This window comes from Paenibacillus plantarum, from assembly GCF_013141695.1.
Classification (GTDB): domain Bacteria; phylum Bacillota; class Bacilli; order Paenibacillales; family NBRC-103111; genus Paenibacillus_E; species Paenibacillus_E plantarum.
In genome coordinates this window covers 157,911-178,533 of record NZ_WHNY01000040.1, presented here as the reverse complement: position 1 = coordinate 178,533, position 20,623 = coordinate 157,911, and the positions used below count along the sequence as shown (strand labels likewise).

Below are 20,623 nucleotides of genomic sequence, written 5' to 3'. Positions count from 1 at the left end.
AAATCGTGATCTTTCATTCAGTGCACTAACATTTAATGGCATTAATAAGATAGAGAGCTCGGAGTGAACCGCATGAACGTGTTACCTATAAACGCAATACTTTCACAACTCGTACATACCTTACAAGAACGAACGTGTGCCATCGTAGTCGCACAGCCTGGTGCGGGCAAGACAACTCAGGTTCCTTTGGCATTATTAGAGGCAGCGTGGCTGCAAGGCCAAAAGATTCTTATGCTTGAGCCAAGAAGACTTGCCGCCCGCGCAGCGGCGCGTTACATGGCCAAACTGCTAGGTGAGGAAGTCGGTAAGACGATTGGTTATCGGGTGAAAAATGATACCCGCGTTGGACCGCAAACGCGCATTGAAGTTATCACGGAAGGTGTTCTTACCCGCATGCTGCAGAGCGATCCTGCGTTGGATGGGGTTGGCATCGTCATCTTTGATGAGTTTCATGAGCGCAGCCTGCATGCAGATATTGGGCTTGCTTTGTGTCGTCAATCCCAAACCCTGCTTCGGGATGACTTAAGAATTTTGCTGATGTCCGCAACTTTGGAAGCCAATGCAATTTCTTTACTTTTAGATGATGCGCCGATTATTGAGAGTGAAGGTCGAACCTATCCCGTTGATACGCACTATCTGCAACAGAAGATAGTAGGGCGAATAGAGCCTGCTGTAGTAGCAAGCATTGGGCAAGCGTTACAAGCGCATGCTGGAAGTATACTCGTATTCCTGCCAGGTGCGGCGGAAATCCATCGTGTTGCCAACGGACTTGCAGCATTGCGCTTAGGTCATACAGTGGAGATCGCTCCCCTGTATGCGAATCTTTCCATAGAAGATCAGGACCAAGCGCTGGCGGCCGTCCGCACGCCTGGCCATCGCAAAATCGTGCTAGCCACCTCGATCGCCGAGACCAGCTTGACCGTCGAGGGGATCACGGTTGTGATCGACAGCGGCCTCATGCGTGTGCCGCGTTTCTCGCCCCGCACCGGTATGACCCGTCTGACGACGGTGCCGGTATCCGTTGCCTCTGCCGATCAACGCAGAGGCCGAGCAGGGCGTCTCGGTCCAGGCGCGTGTTACCGCCTGTGGACCGAGACCGAGCATCGGCAGCTCCCGCCGAGCTCTACGCCCGAGATCCGCGAAGCTGATCTCGCCCCGCTGGCGCTGGAGCTTGCCGCCTGGGGCGCGCCAGACCCCGCTGCGCTGGTCTGGCTAGACCCACCGCCTGCTGCTGCGTATCAGCAGGCGCGGGAACTGCTCGTGCAGCTAGGCGCGCTGCACGAGAACGGGGGCCTAACGCCACACGGCAAGCGTGTCGCGGCGTTAGGCCTGCACCCGCGGCTTGCGCACATGGTGCTGCAAGCCGTTCCGCTCGAGCTCGGCGCGCTGGCGTGCGAGCTCGCAGTCATGCTGAGCGAGCGCGATTTCATGCGCGCCGCAAGTCGGGATGCGGATGTGCGCAGCCGCATCGAAGAGCTCTGGCGCGCGCAACGTGGCGACGCGCGCGAGGGTGTGGACCTTGACCTTTGCCGCCGCATTACGGCGGAGGCAAAGGTCTTGATGCAGTCGCTCGGCATCCGGCCGAGCGTGAGCTCTGCAGCGGCGAGCGGGCTGCTGCTCGCCTTCGCCTTCCCCGACCGCGTCGCGCAGCGACGGTCGGTGGGGCGGTTTACGCTCGCGAACGGCCGCGGGGCCGTGCTGCCGGAGCTGCAGCCGCTATCGAACGAGCGGTATATCGTCGCAGCAGAGCTGGACGACAGCGGAACGGAGAGCCGCATCTATCTCGCAGCTCCTCTGCAAGAGGAGGAGCTGTTCACAGCTTTTGATAACCACATCCGCAAAGAACAAGTTGTGGAATGGGACAGTACTGTAGGTTCCGTGCGAGCGAGAGAACTGTGGCTGCTTGGCGCACTTACACTCAAAGATAAACCTCTTCAAGAGCCCAATCCGGATCTCGTCCTTCAGGCCATGATTGCAGGGATTCGTTCAGAATCCTTGGATGTACTGCCTTGGACGCGAAATGCGCGTCAACTTCAGGAACGCAGCATCTTTTTACATCGATTTACGGAAAATTGGCCCGATCTTAGGAATGAAACCTTGTTAGCAACTCTCGAGGAGTGGGCGGGTCCGCATCTGTACGGACTGAAAAGTAAAGGAGCTTTGAGCCGCCTTAACTTGACAAGCCTATTAGAAGAAATGCTAACATGGGAGCAGCGACGTTCGTTAGACGAATGGGCGCCAACACATATTCAAGTGCCGAGTGGGTCACGAATCCCCGTTGACTATAGCAACTTGGAATCACCAACGCTATCCGTACGTTTACAAGAAATGTTTGGATTGGCAGACACGCCGTGTATCGCTAAAGGGAGGGTGCCAGTCACTTTGCACTTGTTATCGCCAGCACAAAGGCCAATGCAGGTGACGAAGGATTTGGCTAGCTTTTGGCGCGAAGCCTACTTCGAAGTGAAAAAAGATCTCAAAGGCCGCTACCCCAAGCACTACTGGCCTGATGATCCCATGGCGGCGATTCCGACGAACCGTGCAAAGCCTAGAACCTGAACCCAATTTGCCAAGAAAGGAACGGAGCAAGTCATGACAATTCACGCTGATCCCACAAACATCGTTATATATGTTTCAGCTGGATTTGCAACCGCGTCTAACTTCTTGGATGACTTTGCGACAAAACTTGCTTCGCGATATGAGCGAGCAGGTAGACATGTGCGAGTTCATGTGCACTTTCCATATGGCGATTGGGACCGAACGAAGCATGGTCAGCTGACCGAAATTATACGTGATATGTGGCATAACGCGCATCGGAAGCAATCCGTTTATGGCGGTAAAAGCTTGCGTGAGTTCGTGAAAACGACTAAGGGGCAAGGCCAAAAGCTAATCTTTATCGGACATAGCGCTGGTGCTATAGCCTCGGTAATGGCGGCAGAAGACCTTGCACTTGAGGGCCAAAAAATCCTAGGTGTCATCCAAATTGGATCACCCAGATGTGCGATCCCGGCATTATTAAAACAAAAAGTATTATACGTACATGCCACGAATCCACAGAATCAATCACGTGATCCCATTCCCCGACTAGGAACATGGGGTGGGTGGAGCCGAACTCGATTAGGTATTTACGGTTGGAACCGAGTAAAACATGCACCGATTCACCAGCTCATGCTCCCGATCATCGGGAGTCATGCTGATTATTTTAGAGATCACAATCCCTACATTTGGAAGAATGCATCAAACTTACAAACCACCATGAACGCAATCTGGACATGGCTACAAACACGCGAAAAGGATGTTGAACATGATTGAAATTTTAAAAGCAAGTATGGAACACAGCAAAGAAGATGGTTACATCGGGCATGTCGAATTCAAAATCGAAGGCCATGAGCACCCGTATGAAATCACGCTCCAAAGCACCAAAGGCAAAAACGACTGGAGCTATGCCCTGCACTTCTTACGCGAATCAGGCAAAGAAGAGGATATCGAGGCTGTCGAGGAATTGCTAGAAGAAGATGAGCATTTCGATCTGCTTGTGAACGCAGCGCGGGAAACGTTGGCGAAGTAAGTCAACTCAACACTTATCTTTTCGAAAATGTTAATAAACGTAAACCCGCGCTTAATGGCGCGGGTTTTTGTCGCGGATAGTGGTTCTGTTTCTGTCAGGAGATAACCAGAATAGCCGAAATAATGATGAGATGTGCGTTAGGGGAGGATATAACTTTTTTCGAAACTGACTAATGACACATTTCAAGTGACATTATTTGAAATTTGTCATTTCCTAAGTAACATCTTACAACTGACATTAATTGAAAATTGTCATTTCCCACTTTGCGGAACGGCGATGTGATGGACTTCGGGTAAGTATATTACGATTCTCCAAACCGCCAAGTAACATCTTACAAGTTACATTATTTGGAAATTGTCATTTCCTACTTTGCGGAACGGTGATGTGATGGATCTTGGGAAATTGCATTACGATTCTCCAAACAGCCCAAGTAACATCTTACAACTGACATTAATTGAAAATTGTCATTTCCCGTTTTGCGGAACGGTGATGTGATGGACCGCGGGAAATTGCATTACGATTCTCCAAACAGCCAAGTAACATCTTACAACTGACATTAATTAAAAATTGTCATTTCCCACTTTGCGGAACAGTGATGTGATGGCCCTCGGGTAAGTATTTTACGGTTCTCTAAACAGCCGAGTAAAATCGTACAACTGACAGTATTTGAAATTTGTCATTTCCTACTTTGCGGAGCAGCGATGTGATGGACTTCGTGTAAGTATATTACGATTCTCCAAGCCGCCAAGTAACATCTTACAAATGACATTTATTGAAAAATGTCATTCCTCACTTTGTTGAACAGTGATGTGATGCACTCAGGTGAGTGTATTACGTACCCCGCTCATCCAAACCGCTTCAAAATCAACACGGCATTATGCCCGCCAAAGCCAAATGAGCTCGATAACCCATACTGTAGCTCAGCGCGTCGCGCCTCGTGGGGCACATAATCCAAATCACACTGTGGATCAGGATTGTCCAAGTTGATGGTCGGGGGGATGAGGCTGTCCTGTAAGGTTTTGATCAGGGCGACGGCCTCAACTCCGCCGGCGGCGCCTAACATGTGGCCGATCATGGATTTGTTGGCGCTGATCGGCACGTTGTAAGCGCCGCGGCCAAGTAGACGCTTGATTGCCAGCGTCTCGGAGAGATCACCCGCGACGGTGCTTGTCGCGTGAGCGTTGATGGTGTTGATCTCCGACGCGTCGATCCCCGCATCAACTAGCGCGTCGCGCATGGCTCGGTAGGCACCCGCGCCCTCAGGATCGGTCGCCACGATGTGGTAGGCGTCCGAGGTGGATCCATAGCCGACGATTTCGGCATGGATCCGAGCCCCACGTCGCTCCGCATGCTCGAGCGACTCCAAGACCAAGACGCCGGCGCCTTCGGCGGCGACGAATCCGTCGCGCTGCGCGTCGAACGGACGGCTGGCCTGCTCCGGCGCGTCGCAGCGCGTCGACAACGCAGTTGCATTGCCGAAGCCCGCGAGCGCGAGGTCGGTGACCGTCGCTTCGGCGCCGCCGGCAATGACGGCATCTGCGCCTCCGCGCTGGATGAGCTTAAAGGCTTCGCCAATGGCGTTGTTGCCCGTTGCGCAAGCGGTAACGGGTGCCAATGAAGGCCCTTTGGCGCCGTACAAAATGCTAACTTGAGCAGCTGCCATGTTAGCAATCATCATCGGGACAACGGTGGGACTGACTCGGCTTGGCCCTCGAGCGAGCAGCGTTCGATAGTTGTCCAAAATGGTCTGAATGCCGCCAATGCCGGAGCCGATATAGACGCCAACGCGTTCTTCGTTGGAGGCGTCAATCACGAGATTAGCGTCATCGAGGGCTTGTTTAGCTGCCGCAACGGCGAACTGGCAGTAGCGATCCATGCGTCGCACCTCGCGACGTCCAACAGCGGTTTCAGCATCGAAGTCCCGGACAACACCGGCGAAGTTTGTTTTGTAATCCGATGTGTCGAAATGCTCTATTTTAGAAATGCCAGATTGCCCCGTTGTCAAATTCCCCCAAAATGTATCTACATTATTTCCTATTGGCGTAATGACTCCCATACCTGTTATAACCACACGTTTCATCGCGTCGTCCTCCTTTTTCATATAGAATGTCATACTGCGTATCCTATTACAAGTTAGCGTTTATACTGGTATAATGGCTTCTATGATACTAGGCTAAGGAGGAAACCTTGCGTGAACACAAAGGAGAGGCTTCAAGAATTATCGAACTTTCTAATGGCACATCGATCGCGTATCCAGCCGCAAGAAGTTGGACTGTTAGGCGGAAGCAGGCGTCGTACACCGGGTTTGCGCCGTGAGGAAGTCGCAACGATTGCAGGTGTGAGTACGACTTGGTATACATGGCTGGAACAAGGACGAGACATCAAAATGTCTGTACAAGTACTCGCTCGCATTGCAATGGCCTTGCAACTGAATGAGGATGAGCGGCAGTATTTGTTCAGTTTAGCGTTGGAACAACCAGCGCCAGCGACTTTTGTTGATCAAATACCGACGATAAGTCCGGCTTTGAATCGGATTTTGACGGAGCTTCATGATTGCCCCACGATTGTTTCGGATCGCCGATGTCACATTGTTGGTTGGAATCAAGCGGCTGCGGCGGTTTTTCTTGACTTTGCTAAACTCCCAGAGGGGGAGCGGAATATGATATGGCTGCTTTTTACCCGGAAAGAATTGAAATCTCTGGCTGTTAATTGGAGCGACTTCGCCAAAGGTTTCTTGTCGATGTTTCGTTCTTATTATGGTCAATATGTGAGTGATAACTGGTATAGCGAATTTATTGAGGAACTGAGTGAGCGTAGCAAAGATTTTCGTGCCATTTGGAACGAGAGTGATGTCAGTTCTGCGCCTGAAGTATTCATTGAATTTCGACATGCCAAGGTGGGGAAAATGTTGTTCGATCTAACGACCTTGCAGGTGCAAGGGAGAACGGATCTGAGATGCAGTGTATATACACCATCTATCGGATCTGATACCGATACGAAGATCAGACTGCTGATGAGTAAATTAGGCGAATATTAAGTATTCGACATAACGATGCCCTTTCATAAAATATGTACATACAAGTTGAACGGATGATATAATACGTTCACAATCAAAGCCCTGAGGTGAAGCATGAAGGAAAAGCAATTACCGAAATATCAACAATTAAAACAGGAAATTTTGACCTGGTTACATACAGGAAGGCTTAAACCGAATGATCAAATGCCATCCGAAAATGAAATTGCTGAACAGTTCCTGATGAGCCGTCAGACGGTAAGGCAGACGTTTGGTGAACTGGAGAAAGAAGGCTGGCTGTATCGGATGCAAGGCAAAGGGACTTTCGTCTCTACGCCACAAACGCAAAAATCACGCGATGTACAAACGATAGGCATCCTTACGACCTATATATCTGACTATATTTTTCCGCATATTGTTAGAGGAGCAGAGGCTACATTACGGGCGAGAGGCTATAGATTGCTGCTTTCCTCCACGGATAACGACAAAGCAAAAGAACGGGAAAGCTTGGATATGATGATGAGTCAGCCTCTAAGTGGCCTTATTATTGAGCCGACGAAGAGTGCGGAAGGCAACCCGAATCTTAGCTATTATTTGTCATTGGACTACCAGCATATTCCTTATCTCATGATAAACGAGCGATACCCTGAAATGAATTGTCCATCCTTGATCGTGGATGATGAAGATGGTGGATTTAAGGCTGCAGAGCATTTGATTCAGCTGGGGCATCGACGGTTAGCTGGCTTTTTTAAAACGGATGATTTACAAGGTGTGAATCGGTTAAAAGGCTTTATACGCGCGCATCATCATTATCAGGTTCCTCTGCTTCCGGAATTCGTTATTCATTATACGACGGAAGAAAAGCGGACAAAACCGTACAGAAGCGCACTCGCTATGCTGGAACACGGTGCAATTGAGGAACGGCCAACGGCTTTCGTATGCTACAATGACGAACTTGCGATTCATCTGCTTGAAGCTGTACGTACAATTGGTCTGCAAGTGCCACAAGACATCTCCTTAATTGGTTTTGATGACTCGAATCTTGCAACGGCAACTGAGGTGAAATTGACGTCACTTTCTCATCCCAAAACAGAACTCGGCAGCGACGCGGCGGGCATATTAATTGATATGATTGAGAATAAGCGAGTAATCGGCAGTGAAACGGGGAAAGTGTACAAGCCAGAGCTGGTTATCCGAGAGTCCACAATTCGCATTCCGTAATTTTTAAAAAAGGGGTAGTCAACTTGTACGTACAAGTGTTATACTGAGAGCAAGAAACAGGTATAATTTTGAAGGAGGCTCCCCATGTCGAAGAAATATGCGATTGGTGTTGACTATGGCACGGAATCAGGACGTGCGGTTCTGGTCGATTTGAGTGATGGCACAGAGGTGGCAGATCACGTAACGCCATATCCACACAATGTTATTGATGAGAAACTGCCGGTTTCCGGTGTGAAGTTAGAATACGATTGGGCTTTACAACATCCTCAGGATTATATCGATGTACTCACACAATCTGTTCCAGCAGTTGTACGTGCATCTGGCGTAGATCCAGCAGATATTATCGGCTTGGGTATTGATTTCACGGCGTGCACGATGCTCCCTATTGATAAGGCAGGTCAACCGCTGTGCTTCGAACCAGCACTTGCTGCGAATCCGCATAGCTGGGTGAAACTGTGGAAACATCATGCCGCACAAGATGAAGCTACACTCATTAATGAGATTGCAGCGAGCAGAGGAGAAGCTTTCTTGCCTCGTTACGGCGGTAAAATTTCTTCTGAATGGATGATTGCGAAAGTTTGGCAGATTTTGAATGAAGCGCCTGAGATTTATGAGCAAGCCGATCGTTTCTTAGAAGCGACGGACTGGGTTGTGTCTCAAATGACAGGTCAATCCGAGATCGTGCGCAATAGTTGTACTGCGGGCTACAAATCCATTTGGCACAAGCAAGATGGGTATCCAAGCCAAGATTTCTTTAAAGCCTTGGATCCTAGACTTGTAGATGTCACAGAAACGAAGCTTCGCGGAGATGTCGTTGCCTTAGGTACAAAAGCCGGCGAACTGACAGCTGCTATGGCTGAGCGCATGGGACTCGTTGCCGGAACTGCGATCGCGGTTGGTAACGTTGATGCGCATGCGGCTGTACCAGGCGTTGGCGTCGTTACGCCGGGCAAGCTAGTCATGGCAATGGGGACTTCCATTTGTCATATGCTGCTTGGCACAGAAGAGAAAGAAGTAGAAGGCATGTGCGGCGTTGTTGAAGACGGCATCATTCCTGGCTACTTAGGCTATGAAGCAGGGCAATCGGCGGTTGGCGATATTTTCGCATGGTACGTGGAGCAAGGTGTTCCTGCATATGTGGAAAAAGCTGCGGCTGAGGAAGGCATCAACGTACATGAATGGTTGGAGCGCCGTGCATCCGCTTACAAACCCGGTGAAACGGGCTTGCTTGCTTTGGATTGGTGGAACGGTAACCGCTCAGTGCTTGTAGATACAGAGTTAAATGGACTTATCCTAGGTTATTCCTTGCTTACGAAACCAGAAGAAATTTATCGCACATTGCTGGAAGCAACGGCTTTCGGCACACGTAAAATTGTCGATGCTTTCCATAGCAACGGAGTTGAGGTTGAAGAATTGTATGCATGTGGTGGATTACCGCAGAAGAATCATCTCTTGATGCAAATTTATGCGGATGTAACGAATCGTGAAATCAAAATCGCTGATTCGAAACAGACGCCAGCACTTGGTGCTGCGATGTTCGGAGCTGTTGCTGCAGGTGCGGACAAAGGCGGCTATGACAGCATTGTTGATGCCGCGAAGCAAATGGCACGTGTTCGTAAAGAAACGTTCAAGCCGATTGCGGAGAACGTAGCCGTTTACGAGAAACTGTACCAAGAATACAGCAAGCTGCATGACTATTTTGGTCGGGGTGACAATGATGTTATGAAACGACTTCGCTCGATTCGCGAGGAAGCTCGTCAATAATGATCCGTTAATCACTGAACGTAATTTGCAATTCAATATCCCCATATCCTAGGAGGCATTAAGCCCATGAACCCTTTTTCAGAAAAAGTATTTTGGTTTGTTACTGGTAGTCAGCATTTGTACGGACCTGAAACACTCCTTCAAGTAGATGAGCATTCCAAACAAATCACAGCAGGTATCGATCGTTCCGAAGCCATTCCAAGCAAACTCGTGTTCAAACCCGTTCTAACTACACCCGATGCGATTCGTAGACTTTGTCTTGATGCGAATGCGGATGATTCCTGCGCGGGAATTATTACTTGGATGCATACGTTCTCTCCAGCTAAAATGTGGATTGCGGGACTTTCGGAGTACCGGAAGCCGTTGCTTCACTTGCACACACAGTTCAACCGTGATATTCCTTGGGATACGATCGATATGGATTTCATGAACTTGAACCAAGCAGCGCACGGTGACCGTGAATATGGTTTCATCGGCGCACGTATGGGAATTGCTCGTAAAGTTGTTGTCGGTTACTGGGAAGATCCAGCTGTTCTGGAGCGTATTGGTGGTTGGATGCGCACAGCTATGGGATTCATTGAAGGACGTAATCTAAAAGTTGCCCGTTTTGGTGATAATATGCGCCATGTTGCTGTAACAGAAGGCGATAAAGTTGAAGCGCAAATTAAATTCGGTTGGTCCATCAATGGGTTCGGTGTAGGCGATCTAGTACAACGTGTTGGGGATATCTCTGAAGCTGAAGTTGATTTGCTCATGGATGAATACAACGAAGTGTATGATATTACTCCTGAAGGCCGTACTGCGGGTCCGATTCGCGATGCGATTCGTGAGCAAGCTCGCATCGAGCTTGGGATGAAGTCATTCTTACAAGAGGGTGGGTTCGGCGCATTCACGACCACTTTTGAGGATTTGCATGGCCTTAAGCAGTTGCCTGGGCTTGCAGTTCAACGTTTGATGGAGCAAGGATACGGGTTCGGTGGCGAAGGCGATTGGAAAACTTCCGCGTTGCTGCGGGTGATGAAAATCATGGCGAACAACAAAGGGACTTCCTTCATGGAAGACTACACGTATCATATGGAATCAGGCAATGAGCTCGTACTTGGCTCGCATATGCTTGAAATTTGCCCAACGATCTCGGCAACTCGCCCGAAAATCGAAGTTCACCCGCTAGGTATCGGCGGCAAAGCGGATCCGGCTCGTCTAGTTTTCGACGGTGCTTCCGGCCCAGCGCTGAATGCATCACTTATCGATATGGGCAATCGCTTCCGTTTGCTAATTAACGAAGTTGATGCCGTGCAACCGGTTAAAGCGATGCCGAAATTGCCTGTGGCACGCGTTCTTTGGAAGCCGCAGCCTTCCTTAAGTGGTTCAGCAGAAGCTTGGATTCTTGCAGGCGGCGCGCATCATACAGTGTTCTCTTACAATGTGAGTACAGAGCAACTTGTGGATTGGGCGGAGCTAGCTGGGATTGAAGTCGTCATTATCAATAAAAATACATCAACCTTGCAGTTCCGTAATGAGCTTCGTTGGAATGATGCGGTGTGGAGACGCTAAGTTATCTATACATGTAATGGACCTGAGGCACATAGCCTCAGGTTTTTCTTCTCACGTAAATGGAAAGTCACATTTGTCGATATAAAAGCAATTTACGTCCATTGACTTTTTTCGCACACATGGGCTAAAGTGAAAGCATTGTGTCCGTCCAAATATTGGACAAGGATAAGCAGTTATTTAGGAGGAGAATGAAGAGATGTCTACCAAAGCATATGAAGGAACGTACAACGGTGAACAAGCGATTTGGCTGCAAGCTGGGCGTTATGAAGCGGTAGTTTTGCCAGATGTTGGTGCAAATCTGATTGCTTTCCGTGATATAGAGAAAGAATACCGTTTCTTGCGCGAGCCTGCGCTGGAAGAGATGGAAGCGTTTAAAGAGCGTCCAATCGTTCATGGAATTCCTGTGTTATTCCCGCCGAACCGTTATGAAGATGGCAAATTCCCTTGGAAAGGGAACGTGTTCCAATTCCCAGTCAATGAACCTAAGACAGGTAATCATCTACACGGATTTGTACACAATATTCCATGGGCCGTTGAGAATTTCAGCAGTGATGGCAATGAAAGCCGCGTCGCATTAGCATTGCGTGTGCGAGAAGGGCATTCCGTTCATGAATTCTTACCTTTTGACTTTACGATCCGCTTGATTTATACCTTGAATGAGCAAGGTTTGCACCAACAGATTTCCGTACATAATGAAGGCAATGAAGCGATGCCGTGCTTGTTAGCGTTCCATACAACGATTAACGCACCATTTGCTGTGAATAGCCAGCCTTCGGATTATACGTTCCAAATGACAATCGGCGAGCGTTGGGCATTGAACGAGCGTATGCTGCCAACGGGTGAGTATCAAGCTCTCTCCGCGGATGAAGAGAAGATGAAAGTTGGCGGTTTGTCGCCATTCTTTGAGGGTATGGATAATCATTACACGAGTGTTCCGCAAAATAGCCGCAACTTCATGGCATTGACAGATGCACGTGAAGGCATCAAACTGGTTTATGATGTAGGGACTTCCTATAAGCAATGGATGATCTGGAACAATGGCAAAACAGAAGGCTTCTTCTGCCCTGAGCCGCAAATGAATTTGGTTAATGCACCGAATGTGGATCTGCCTGCCGATCAAATTGGACTTGTTTCCTTAGAACCAGGTGAAGTGTGGGAAGAAACGGCACGATTATATCCGATTAAAATCACGAAATAATTGCTACTTGATTAGCAATAAGAAGCACCCCCTTTGATGCATGGAGAGAATCCGATGGGACGATCGACTTGCGAGGAGGGGGTATTTGTGAGCCAAGGAGGGGTAAGGATGGGGAAGTGGGATCACTTAGATCGCGATCAGATGATCGCCAAGCTTGAGACGTTGATGTCTGAGAATGAGAGATTAAAGGCGGAAATCGCGCGACTGCGCGGTGTTAAGCCTCCTGCATCGGGTTCTATGGAGAGTATGTCAACGAAGCTGAAGGAAGCTTTGAGGGAGTAAATGCACCTATAGGATCGAGAAGGAATGTGTCAGTTCGACAAAGCGAAACGGATTCGCTATAATGAAAACTGGCAAAAGGAGGGAACAACATGAGTGAAACGAACGTAAATGAGACTTTACCACCAAAAACGTGTTCCATTGATCGACTAGTTACGAAAGAAGCAGAAGTAAGCAAAGTGCTTGCTGGCCAAAAAACGGCTTGTCGTCGCAACGGACGTTATGCGGATATTGGTGAAACTATGGATCTGCAAGGTACATCCTTTACAGTAACCAACGTGTATCAGCAAGCTTTGGGTGAACTAACACCTGAACATGCGAAACAAGAAGGTCACGAAACCGTTGATGAGTATCGCGACAGTATTCTTGCAATGCATCCAGGTATGCCTTGGCTGCCACAGATGAAAGTATGGGTACACGAATTTCAAAAAGCCGAATAACACAAAGAACCGTGTGGATCCTTGGATTCACACGGTTTATTCACATTACAGATAGGATGATCGACTTGTCTTGGTATATTATCATGCTCTATATTCATATTTTCAGCGTTGTATTAAGCATCGGCCCTTATTTCGTTCTATTTCCTTTACTAGCGCTTATTCGTAGAGCACCTTTCGAGTCGCTGCCTGATTACTTAGAGCCGTTTCGGATTACCGTTCGACTGACGAAGCATGCAGGACATGTGTTAGTTGCAACGGGTATTATCCTGACATGGATTACAGCCTGGAGTTGGAAAACGTCCTGGATTGTCGCGACGGTCCTGATTATGGTCGCTTCGCTTTACTTCATTGCACGTGCATTCTCACCACTGTTGCGCCAGCTCAAAGCTCCGCATGAAGATCGTAATTTCCTCGTAAACAAGCTGCGTAAAGCTTTGATCTTGTATGTGATCATTACGCTTGCGATGATGTGGTTCATGGTGTCCAAGCCAACAATCTGGTAAGGCGGAAAGAACCATCACAGCAACCTACACATTAGAGTTTTCTAGCTAACTTAGAGCTTTCTAGCCAACATCACGACAAAATTATAAGACTTGTAAACGCAATCCACATCTGAAAAGCCTGAGTCGCGAAGCCAGCCAAGCTGCGTATCAAGTGGAGCCATTCTGTCCAGCTTCGTACGCTCATAGGCGGCTTGAAGCGCTTCTGGAGTTAGATCCGTTGCTTCAATCTTGGCGATCCAATCCGATCGGTACAAGCCATCAAGGAAGGGTGTTTTTCCTAAAACTTGATCAGCATTAACGAAAACCCCGCCTGGCTTTAATAAATGAAAAATATTTGTATACAGAGCTTGCTTAGCCTCATCTTCCAAATGATGAATGGAGAGCGAGGAGATGATAGCATCATAAGGCTCTCCATCTTCAAAAGTCGAATAATCACCAACATGGTAAGTTACTTCCGAAGCCCTTGCATCTGCAAATCTTTCTTTGGCTATATCCAGCATCCCTGTCGACAGGTCAATCAATGTTAAACGCGCCTCTGGGTACGAACGCAGCATATAGGATGAGAAAAGTCCTGTCCCTGCGCCTAAATCAAGAATACGTGGTGCTTTCTGGTCGAATTGGACCAAAGAAGCGGCCGAATTGTAAAAATCATCGAAGCAAGGAATCAACTTTCTGCGTTGGCTGTCATACTTTTGAGCAATTTCATCGAATTTCGTTAAAATGTGATGGTTCGCGTTGTCGTTCATGTGGTTTCAGCTCCATTTCCAAACCCTGGCTTATTTGTTCTATACCCTTAGTGTAAAGGGCGGATAAGAAAAAATCCAAGATGTAAAAACACTGGAGTTATAGGTAAAAACTATTAATGATTAGAACGTTATTAGTTTATTTGGTTGGTTTAAGCTCTTATTCGTCTTAACAATACGTTTATGACTTCTGAGAATACCAGTCCAATGGCGATGGCCCCAGAGAGCAAAAAAGCTTTCGCAGCGAGCTGCACAGCGACATCGTAATGATTTTGAACGACATTGCGCATGGCGTCATAAGCTAGTCCACCTGGGACTAGAGGGATAATACCAGAGACACTGAATACGATGACGGGTGTTTTATATATTTTCGCGAAAAATTGAGAAATAATCGTGACAACAAAGGACGCAATGAGTGTGGCTAGGATAGGATCTAGATACGTTTTTTGAAAAGAGAAATAGAGCATCCAGCCAATCATCCCAACAAACCCGCATTGTACAAGCGTTTTACGAGGTACATTGAAAATGATGCCGAAAGCGGACGTCGAAATGAAACTAGTTACGAGTTGTTCCAACATGTCCATACTAGAACCCCTTCCCTGGATAAAATGTCAATACAAAAGCTATTCCTGCGCCGATCGCGAATGCGGTTAAGAATGCTTCCGCGCCTTTGGACACGCCCGATACGAAATGTCCTGCCATCAAATCGCGCACGGCATTGGTAATCAGGAGCCCAGGCACGAGCGGCATGACGGAGCCAATAATAATCTTATCTAGATTATGACCTAACCCTGTTTTGACCGTTAAATAGGCAATGAGTCCAATGATTAAGGATGCGAGAAATTCAGCGAAAAATTTGATAGGGACTAAACGATGGAAGAAAGTCAGCGATATGGTGCCAGCACCACCGGCAATGAAGGCCGGGAAGAAATCGGACCACGTCCCTTGAAACATGATGAGAAAACAACCGCTCGCAATCGCAGCTGCTAAAGCCTGTAACCACGCGGGATATCTACGTGTATCGGCACTTAGAGCCTCAAGCTCCTGGTAGGCGGCTGTCGGTGATAGCTCACCTTGACTGATTTTGCGAGAAATGGCATTCACGACCGTTACTTTCCTTAAATCCGTTGATCGCGAAGAAATCCGAATGAGTCGGGTTGTCTGCTCAGGCCCATCAATCGAGAAAATGATGCCCGTAGGCGTGACAAAGCTATGCGAATTTGGAATACCAAAAGCCTCAGCCACACGAGTCATCGTATCTTCAACCCGATAGGTTTCGCCGCCGTTTTCCAGCATGATTTTACCCGCGAGTAAACACACTTGTGCGATTTCATAATTCGTCGCTGCTGGCTGGTGCGCCATGTGATCCGTATCCTTTCTGTTTTGGAATAATTGACCTAAGTATAAATCAAATTGATTGCGATTGAAAATGATAGAGGGTCGAGGCAAAGGCAAATTTTCCATGTGTTTATGATATAATGAATGGATAAAAATGTAGACAGATAAAACAGGGGACTTGGAGGAAGGGCCATGAGCTTGGAGAATATGTTTGTTCATAAAAAGGATCCTAACTTTTTCTTAACCGATTTGGATGGAACCTTGTTGAACGCCAATGCAAAGCCATCGGACTTTACGATACGTGTAATAACGCAAGCGCTTGAGCAGGGGGCTGTCATTAGTTATGCGACTGCACGAAGTTATCAGAGCTCGCAGGCTGTGGTTTCGGACATACCATGGCGGTATCCACTAGTTTTATATAATGGGGCTATGTTGTTTGATCCGTTGGAGAAGCGGGTCATTGGCGGGCGTTGGCTGGGCTGTGAGCGGAGTAATGCGATTATTCAATTGGGCAAAAGTTTTGGAATCACACCGCTGCTGTTTGCACTCGATGAGCAGGATAACGAGCGGGTACATCATGAGAAATTGGAGCGAACTGGTGACCTTCAATTCTTGGCTAGTCGACCGAATGATCCGAGATTTCGAGAGGTGGATGAGCTCCACTGTACGGAAACATTGCGAACGCTAATTCTGACATATATCGGGCTGTTGGAGGAGCTTCTACCTTTGAAAACTGCGGTTCAGGAAGTGTTGGGTTCTGAGGTTCATATTCATTTGATGAAGGATAATTATATTGCTGGGCATTATTTCCTTGAATTCAGTCATCCCGAAGCAAATAAGCAGATGGGTCTGCGGTTATGGGCTGAGCTCGTTGGATGCACGTCCGAGGATGTGACGGCATTCGGTGATAATTTGAACGATACAGGCATGTTTCTTGAGGCAGGTCGTAAAGTTGCAGTCGCGAATGCGCATCCTGAGATTTTGCTATTAGCGGATGAGATCGTCGTGAGTAATGATGAGGATGGCGTAGCTGTTTATATCGCTGCCTGTATCGATGGAACGCATGTAAATGAGGTAGGGTAAGTTGTGGGAATTGGTGAGTAGAATGAGTGATTAGGGAGGGAAATCTATGGCGCGATACGTCGCTATGCTGCGTGGAATTAATGTAAGTGGTCAGAAAATTATTAAAATGGACAGGCTTAGGCAGCTCTTCGAATCTATGGCATTTACGAATGTGAGTACCTATATTCAGAGTGGGAACGTGATTTTTGATGCTGAAGAAGCAGATGCTGCGACCCTTCGAGATCGGATCGTACATGAGTTGAAGGAACAGCTGACGTTTGATATTCCGGTCATCATTCGAACCCCTGCGGAGCTGCAAGAGGTGGTACAAGACACACCCTATCCGACTGTGAATGTGGATGCGAATGAGCAAAGATACGTTACCTTCTTATCGCAAGTTCCGACGGATGCGGGGCTTGCTAAGTTAGATGCTGCGCAGAGTGAAGTTGACGAGTATCACGTCAAGGGATTGACCGTATATCTGCTCATTCGCAAAAACTACGGCGACTCCAAATTCAGCAACAACTTTATCGAGAAGAAGCTTGGTATGGCTGCGACCACTCGAAATTGGGAGACGGTGAATAAGTTGATTCAGTTGGCGGGGGAAGGCTGAGGTATGGCTGTGTAAGTCGAAAAAATCGATTTACAGGGCTCCGAATGGCGAACTGCGCCTCCCTAAGTCGAAGAAATCGAGTTAGGGAGACCCTCGCGCGGGGAAAATGGCCAAATAGTTCGGCGGAATCGGACTAATGGTCATTTTTTACTAGTACCCTTCGTTTTAATTCGAAAATATCGGACTAACGCAGCTCCCAGTACATCGCTAACGTTATCACCAGTGATAAAGTGTTGATAAGTAGCTTAAGTACTTGGGATTTTTTGCATATTCGCAGGGTTGATGGGGGAGGCTTAGGAGATCAATCAGTGAACATTCATGTTCATATAGAGGTAGGCGACCTAAGATGAACCTTTGGAAGAATAAGAAAGCCCGCGCAGCGTTGCTGCTCGCGGGCATCCTCCTGGCGTGCTTCGCCACGCCGGCGAAGGCTAAGCACGGGGTCGCCATTCCCGTGCTGAACTACCACAGCATCGGGGTGGCCCCGGGGAACACGTACGTGCTCCACCCCGATACATTCGTGCGCCAAATGGACTATTTGGCCGCGCATCACTACACCCCGATGACACTGGCCGAATTCGCCAGCGTCATCACAAACAAAATGCCGTCACCGGCTCACCCCGTGCTGCTCACGTTCGATGACGGCTATGCCAATAACGCGGAGGTGGCGTTGCCCATCCTCCAGCAACACGGCTTTCCGGCGACGCTGTACGTGTCGACGGGCCTTGTCAATACGCCAGGTTACCTTACCTGGCCACAAATCAAACAGCTGAGCGCAGCAGGTTGGGATATTGCGTCACACACCGTGACGCACCCTCATCTGCCCATGCTCAGCAAAAAAGCGCAGCGCGAGGAGATACTCGCTGCGCGCACCCAGATTGAGCAAGAGCTGGGGAAATCAGCGAATACGTTCGCTTACCCGTACGGCGAGTTCAACCGCACAACGTTAAGTATTTTACGAAAGGCTAAATTTCGCTATGCTTTCACGACCTTAGAGGGCTGGGCTTCGTCGGATCAACCCCCGCTGAAGCTGCATCGCATTGTCGTAGACAGCCAAAAACCATTCGAAGACTGGGTGCAGCAAGTAACCGAAGCGACGACCTCGTAAGCGAGATTTGGTATATCCCTTGCTTTTGTGTCGATATTACCAAGCATTTCAAGTGGATTTATGAACACTACGCGTTTAATAGTGGATTTACCCGAATTTTTGAGTATAATCGTATATAGAGATGATAAGCACTCTCACTAAAATGTGTCGTTTAAGGAGTCGTACAATGTCAAAAACACTTATTTTCGGACATAAAAATCCGGACACTGATTCAATCACATCCGCAATTGCTTATGCAGCACTGAAAACAAAATTAGGACAAGAAGTAGAAGCAGTTCGTCTAGGTTCCATTAACGGCGAAACGCAATTTGCACTTGATACGTTTAAAGTTGCAGCTCCACGTGAAGTTCAAACTGTTGCGAACGAAGCAGCAAATGTCATCTTGGTTGACCACGTTGAGCGCCAACAAAGCGCTAGCGACATCGATCAAGTACGTGTAGTGGAAGTCATTGACCACCACCGTATTGCTAATTTCGAGACGAGCCACCCGCTTTACTACCGCGCAGAGCCGGTTGGTTGTACAGCAACGATTTTAAATAAATTGTACAAAGAAAACGGTGTTTCCATCGATGCTGACATCGCTGGTTTGATGCTTTCTGCTATCATTTCTGATTCTTTGCTATTCAAATCTCCAACTTGCACGGAGCAAGACGTTGCTGCTGCACGTGAGCTAGCTGCCATCGCTGGTGTAGACGCTGAAGTGTATGGTCTGAACATGCTGAAAGCAGGCGCGGATCTTAGCGACAAAACGGTTGCACAGTTGATTTCTTTGGATGCCAAAGAATTCCAAATGGGCAGCTATAAAGCTGAAATCGCACAAGTCAACGCGGTTGATGTGAACGATGTTCTTTCTGGGCAAGCTGAAATCGAAACGGCGCTTCAAGCGATTATCGCTGAGAAAAACCTAGACTTGTTCTTGTTCGTTGTTACGGACATTTTGAACAATGACTCCGTAGGTCTTGCTCTTGGACGTAAAGCGGACGCAGTTGAGAAAGCATACAACGTTTCTCTAGTAGATAACAAAGCTGTACTTAAAGGCGTTGTTTCGCGTAAATCACAAATCGTACCTGTGCTTACAGACATTTTCAACAACCTGTAGGATATATGGTAAAATCGGCAATAATTGAGCACCGTTCATCCCGATGAACGGTGTTTTTTGGTTATACCGAAAACTTTTGGTATGATAAGAGGATACTTTGAGAAAGAGGTGGCAATAAACATGACAAATCACATCCATGAAGTTCATTTAGATAAAGCGACGTTTGCAGGAGGTTGTTTCTGGTGTATGGTGACGCCTTTCGAGTCACTGCCAGGCATTATTTCTGTTGTTTCCGGATATATCGGTGGACACACGACCAATCCGACGTATAAAGAAGTTTGTTCCGAGACAACGGGGCATGCGGAAGCTGTGCAAATCACATTCGATCCTGAATTGTACCCTTATGACAAATTGCTTGAAACGTACTGGCGTCAAATTGATCCGACCGATGCTGGCGGACAATTTCACGATAGGGGATCATCGTATCGTACGGCGATATTTGCCCATAGCGATGAGCAGTTCGCTAAAGCTGAGGCGTCCAAACAAGCGCTGCAGAACAGCGGTCGATTCGATCGTCCAATTGTGACGGAAATCGAGCGGATTGATGCGGAAGCATTTTATCCAGGGGAAGAGTATCATCAAGATTATCATCACAAAAATCCGTCTCACTACAAAGCCTACCGTAAAGGTTCAGGACGCGATGCGTATATCTCCCAATTTTGGAACACAGCGAAGGATAAAGAAGAGCGCAAGAAAGCACTCACACCTCTGCAATTTGAGGTAACCCAGAATAATGCGACTGAGCGTCCTTTCCAAAATGAATTCCATGACCACAAAGAAAAAGGTCTCTACGTGGATATCGTTTCAGGAGAGCCCTTATTTACCTCTTATGATAAATTCGATTCAGGCTGCGGCTGGCCAAGTTTCACACAGCCCTTATTCGAAGGACATGTGAAAGAAGTAACGGATACAAGTCACTTTATGATCCGTACAGAAGTACGAAGCACAGAGGCGGATTCGCATTTGGGTCACGTTTTTAATGATGGTCCAGGTCCAAATGGTCTTCGTTATTGCATCAATTCAGCTTCATTGCGATTCATTCCACTGGCTGACATGGAGAAGGAAGGCTACGGCGCTTATCTTCGATTCTTCGACCAGAAGTAAGGCTATACTGGTAAGT

Annotated in this window: 20 protein-coding genes; 16 read left to right on the top strand and 4 right to left on the bottom strand. The window is 47.9% G+C overall.

The genetic code is table 11. The annotated features are described in order from the left end of the window. Positions 1-72 precede the first annotated feature (72 nt). The 3 genes from hrpB to GC096_RS12990 are packed head-to-tail and all read left to right on the top strand — an operon-like array spanning position 73 to position 3,568. Entirely contained in the window at positions 73-2,559 is a 2,487-nt protein-coding gene (gene hrpB, locus GC096_RS13000) for an ATP-dependent helicase HrpB (protein WP_171630645.1), read from the top strand. A 33-nt stretch (positions 2,560-2,592) separates the two neighbouring features. Continuing rightward, positions 2,593-3,312, top strand: a complete 720-nt coding sequence (locus GC096_RS12995; RefSeq protein ID WP_171630644.1) for a lipase family protein — start codon at positions 2,593-2,595, stop codon at positions 3,310-3,312. Further along, the gene (locus GC096_RS12990) at positions 3,305-3,568 is read left to right on the top strand and encodes a hypothetical protein (protein ID WP_171630643.1); all 264 of its coding nucleotides are present in this window, start codon (positions 3,305-3,307) and stop codon (positions 3,566-3,568) included. The genes GC096_RS12995 and GC096_RS12990 overlap by 8 nt, the downstream gene beginning before the upstream one ends. An 844-nt stretch (positions 3,569-4,412) precedes the next feature. Here the strand turns inward: GC096_RS12990 and fabF are convergent. After that, entirely contained in the window at positions 4,413-5,648 is a 1,236-nt protein-coding gene (gene fabF, locus GC096_RS12985) for a beta-ketoacyl-ACP synthase II (protein ID WP_171630642.1), read from the bottom strand. A 111-nt stretch (positions 5,649-5,759) separates the two neighbouring features. On the opposite strand from fabF, the gene GC096_RS12980 reads away from it, so the two are divergent. The 8 genes from GC096_RS12980 to GC096_RS12945 all read left to right on the top strand — a co-directional run bounded on the left by GC096_RS12980 (position 5,760) and on the right by GC096_RS12945 (position 13,540). After that, complete coding sequence (locus GC096_RS12980; protein ID WP_171630641.1) at positions 5,760-6,605, top strand: helix-turn-helix transcriptional regulator; 846 nt, start codon at positions 5,760-5,762, stop codon at positions 6,603-6,605. A gap of 93 nt (positions 6,606-6,698) precedes the next feature. Beyond that, positions 6,699-7,802, top strand: a complete 1,104-nt coding sequence (locus GC096_RS12975; RefSeq protein WP_171630640.1) for a GntR family transcriptional regulator — start codon at positions 6,699-6,701, stop codon at positions 7,800-7,802. Positions 7,803-7,886: 84 nt separating this feature from the next. Next, on the top strand, positions 7,887-9,566 hold the full coding sequence (locus tag GC096_RS12970) for a ribulokinase (protein WP_171630639.1): 1,680 nt from the start codon (positions 7,887-7,889) through the stop codon (positions 9,564-9,566). Positions 9,567-9,632: 66 nt separating this feature from the next. Next, the gene (araA, locus tag GC096_RS12965) at positions 9,633-11,120 is read left to right on the top strand and encodes an L-arabinose isomerase (RefSeq protein WP_171630638.1); all 1,488 of its coding nucleotides are present in this window, start codon (positions 9,633-9,635) and stop codon (positions 11,118-11,120) included. A gap of 196 nt (positions 11,121-11,316) precedes the next feature. Beyond that, positions 11,317-12,318, top strand: coding sequence for an aldose 1-epimerase (locus GC096_RS12960; RefSeq protein WP_171630637.1), 1,002 nt, complete (start codon positions 11,317-11,319; stop codon positions 12,316-12,318). Between the two features lie 108 nt (positions 12,319-12,426). Further along, positions 12,427-12,600 (top strand): hypothetical protein, encoded by a 174-nt coding sequence (locus GC096_RS12955; RefSeq protein ID WP_171630636.1) that lies wholly within the window; start codon positions 12,427-12,429, stop codon positions 12,598-12,600. An 89-nt stretch (positions 12,601-12,689) separates the two neighbouring features. Beyond that, positions 12,690-13,037, top strand: coding sequence for an ASCH domain-containing protein (locus tag GC096_RS12950; RefSeq protein WP_171630635.1), 348 nt, complete (start codon positions 12,690-12,692; stop codon positions 13,035-13,037). 56 nt (positions 13,038-13,093) lie between these two features. Then, a complete protein-coding gene (locus GC096_RS12945; protein ID WP_171630970.1) occupies positions 13,094-13,540 on the top strand; it encodes a hypothetical protein in 447 nt (148 codons plus the stop codon). A 50-nt stretch (positions 13,541-13,590) separates the two neighbouring features. Here the strand turns inward: GC096_RS12945 and GC096_RS12940 are convergent, their stop codons facing one another. The 3 genes from GC096_RS12940 to GC096_RS12930 form a co-directional block, all read right to left on the bottom strand. Further along, positions 13,591-14,286 (bottom strand): class I SAM-dependent methyltransferase, encoded by a 696-nt coding sequence (locus tag GC096_RS12940; RefSeq protein WP_171630634.1) that lies wholly within the window; start codon positions 14,284-14,286, stop codon positions 13,591-13,593. Positions 14,287-14,435: 149 nt separating this feature from the next. Continuing rightward, a complete protein-coding gene (locus GC096_RS12935; protein ID WP_171630633.1) occupies positions 14,436-14,867 on the bottom strand; it encodes a threonine/serine exporter family protein in 432 nt (143 codons plus the stop codon). Position 14,868: 1 nt separating this feature from the next. Beyond that, entirely contained in the window at positions 14,869-15,645 is a 777-nt protein-coding gene (locus GC096_RS12930) for a threonine/serine exporter family protein (RefSeq protein ID WP_171630632.1), read from the bottom strand. Between the two features lie 168 nt (positions 15,646-15,813). Here GC096_RS12930 and GC096_RS12925 point away from each other — a divergent pair, with 168 nt between their 5' ends. The 5 genes from GC096_RS12925 (at position 15,814) to msrB (ending at position 20,607) form a co-directional block, all read left to right on the top strand. Further along, complete coding sequence (locus tag GC096_RS12925) at positions 15,814-16,704, top strand: HAD family hydrolase (protein WP_246302730.1); 891 nt, start codon at positions 15,814-15,816, stop codon at positions 16,702-16,704. A gap of 46 nt (positions 16,705-16,750) precedes the next feature. Then, positions 16,751-17,296: a DUF1697 domain-containing protein gene (locus tag GC096_RS12920; RefSeq protein ID WP_171630631.1), complete on the top strand. Its 546-nt coding sequence runs from the start codon at positions 16,751-16,753 to the stop codon at positions 17,294-17,296. 346 nt (positions 17,297-17,642) lie between these two features. Next, complete coding sequence (locus tag GC096_RS12915; RefSeq protein ID WP_216626108.1) at positions 17,643-18,404, top strand: polysaccharide deacetylase family protein; 762 nt, start codon at positions 17,643-17,645, stop codon at positions 18,402-18,404. Between the two features lie 166 nt (positions 18,405-18,570). After that, positions 18,571-19,503, top strand: coding sequence for a manganese-dependent inorganic pyrophosphatase (locus GC096_RS12910; protein WP_171630630.1), 933 nt, complete (start codon positions 18,571-18,573; stop codon positions 19,501-19,503). Between the two features lie 120 nt (positions 19,504-19,623). Next, positions 19,624-20,607, top strand: coding sequence for a peptide-methionine (R)-S-oxide reductase MsrB (msrB, locus tag GC096_RS12905; RefSeq protein ID WP_171630629.1), 984 nt, complete (start codon positions 19,624-19,626; stop codon positions 20,605-20,607). Positions 20,608-20,623: the final 16 nt, after the last annotated feature.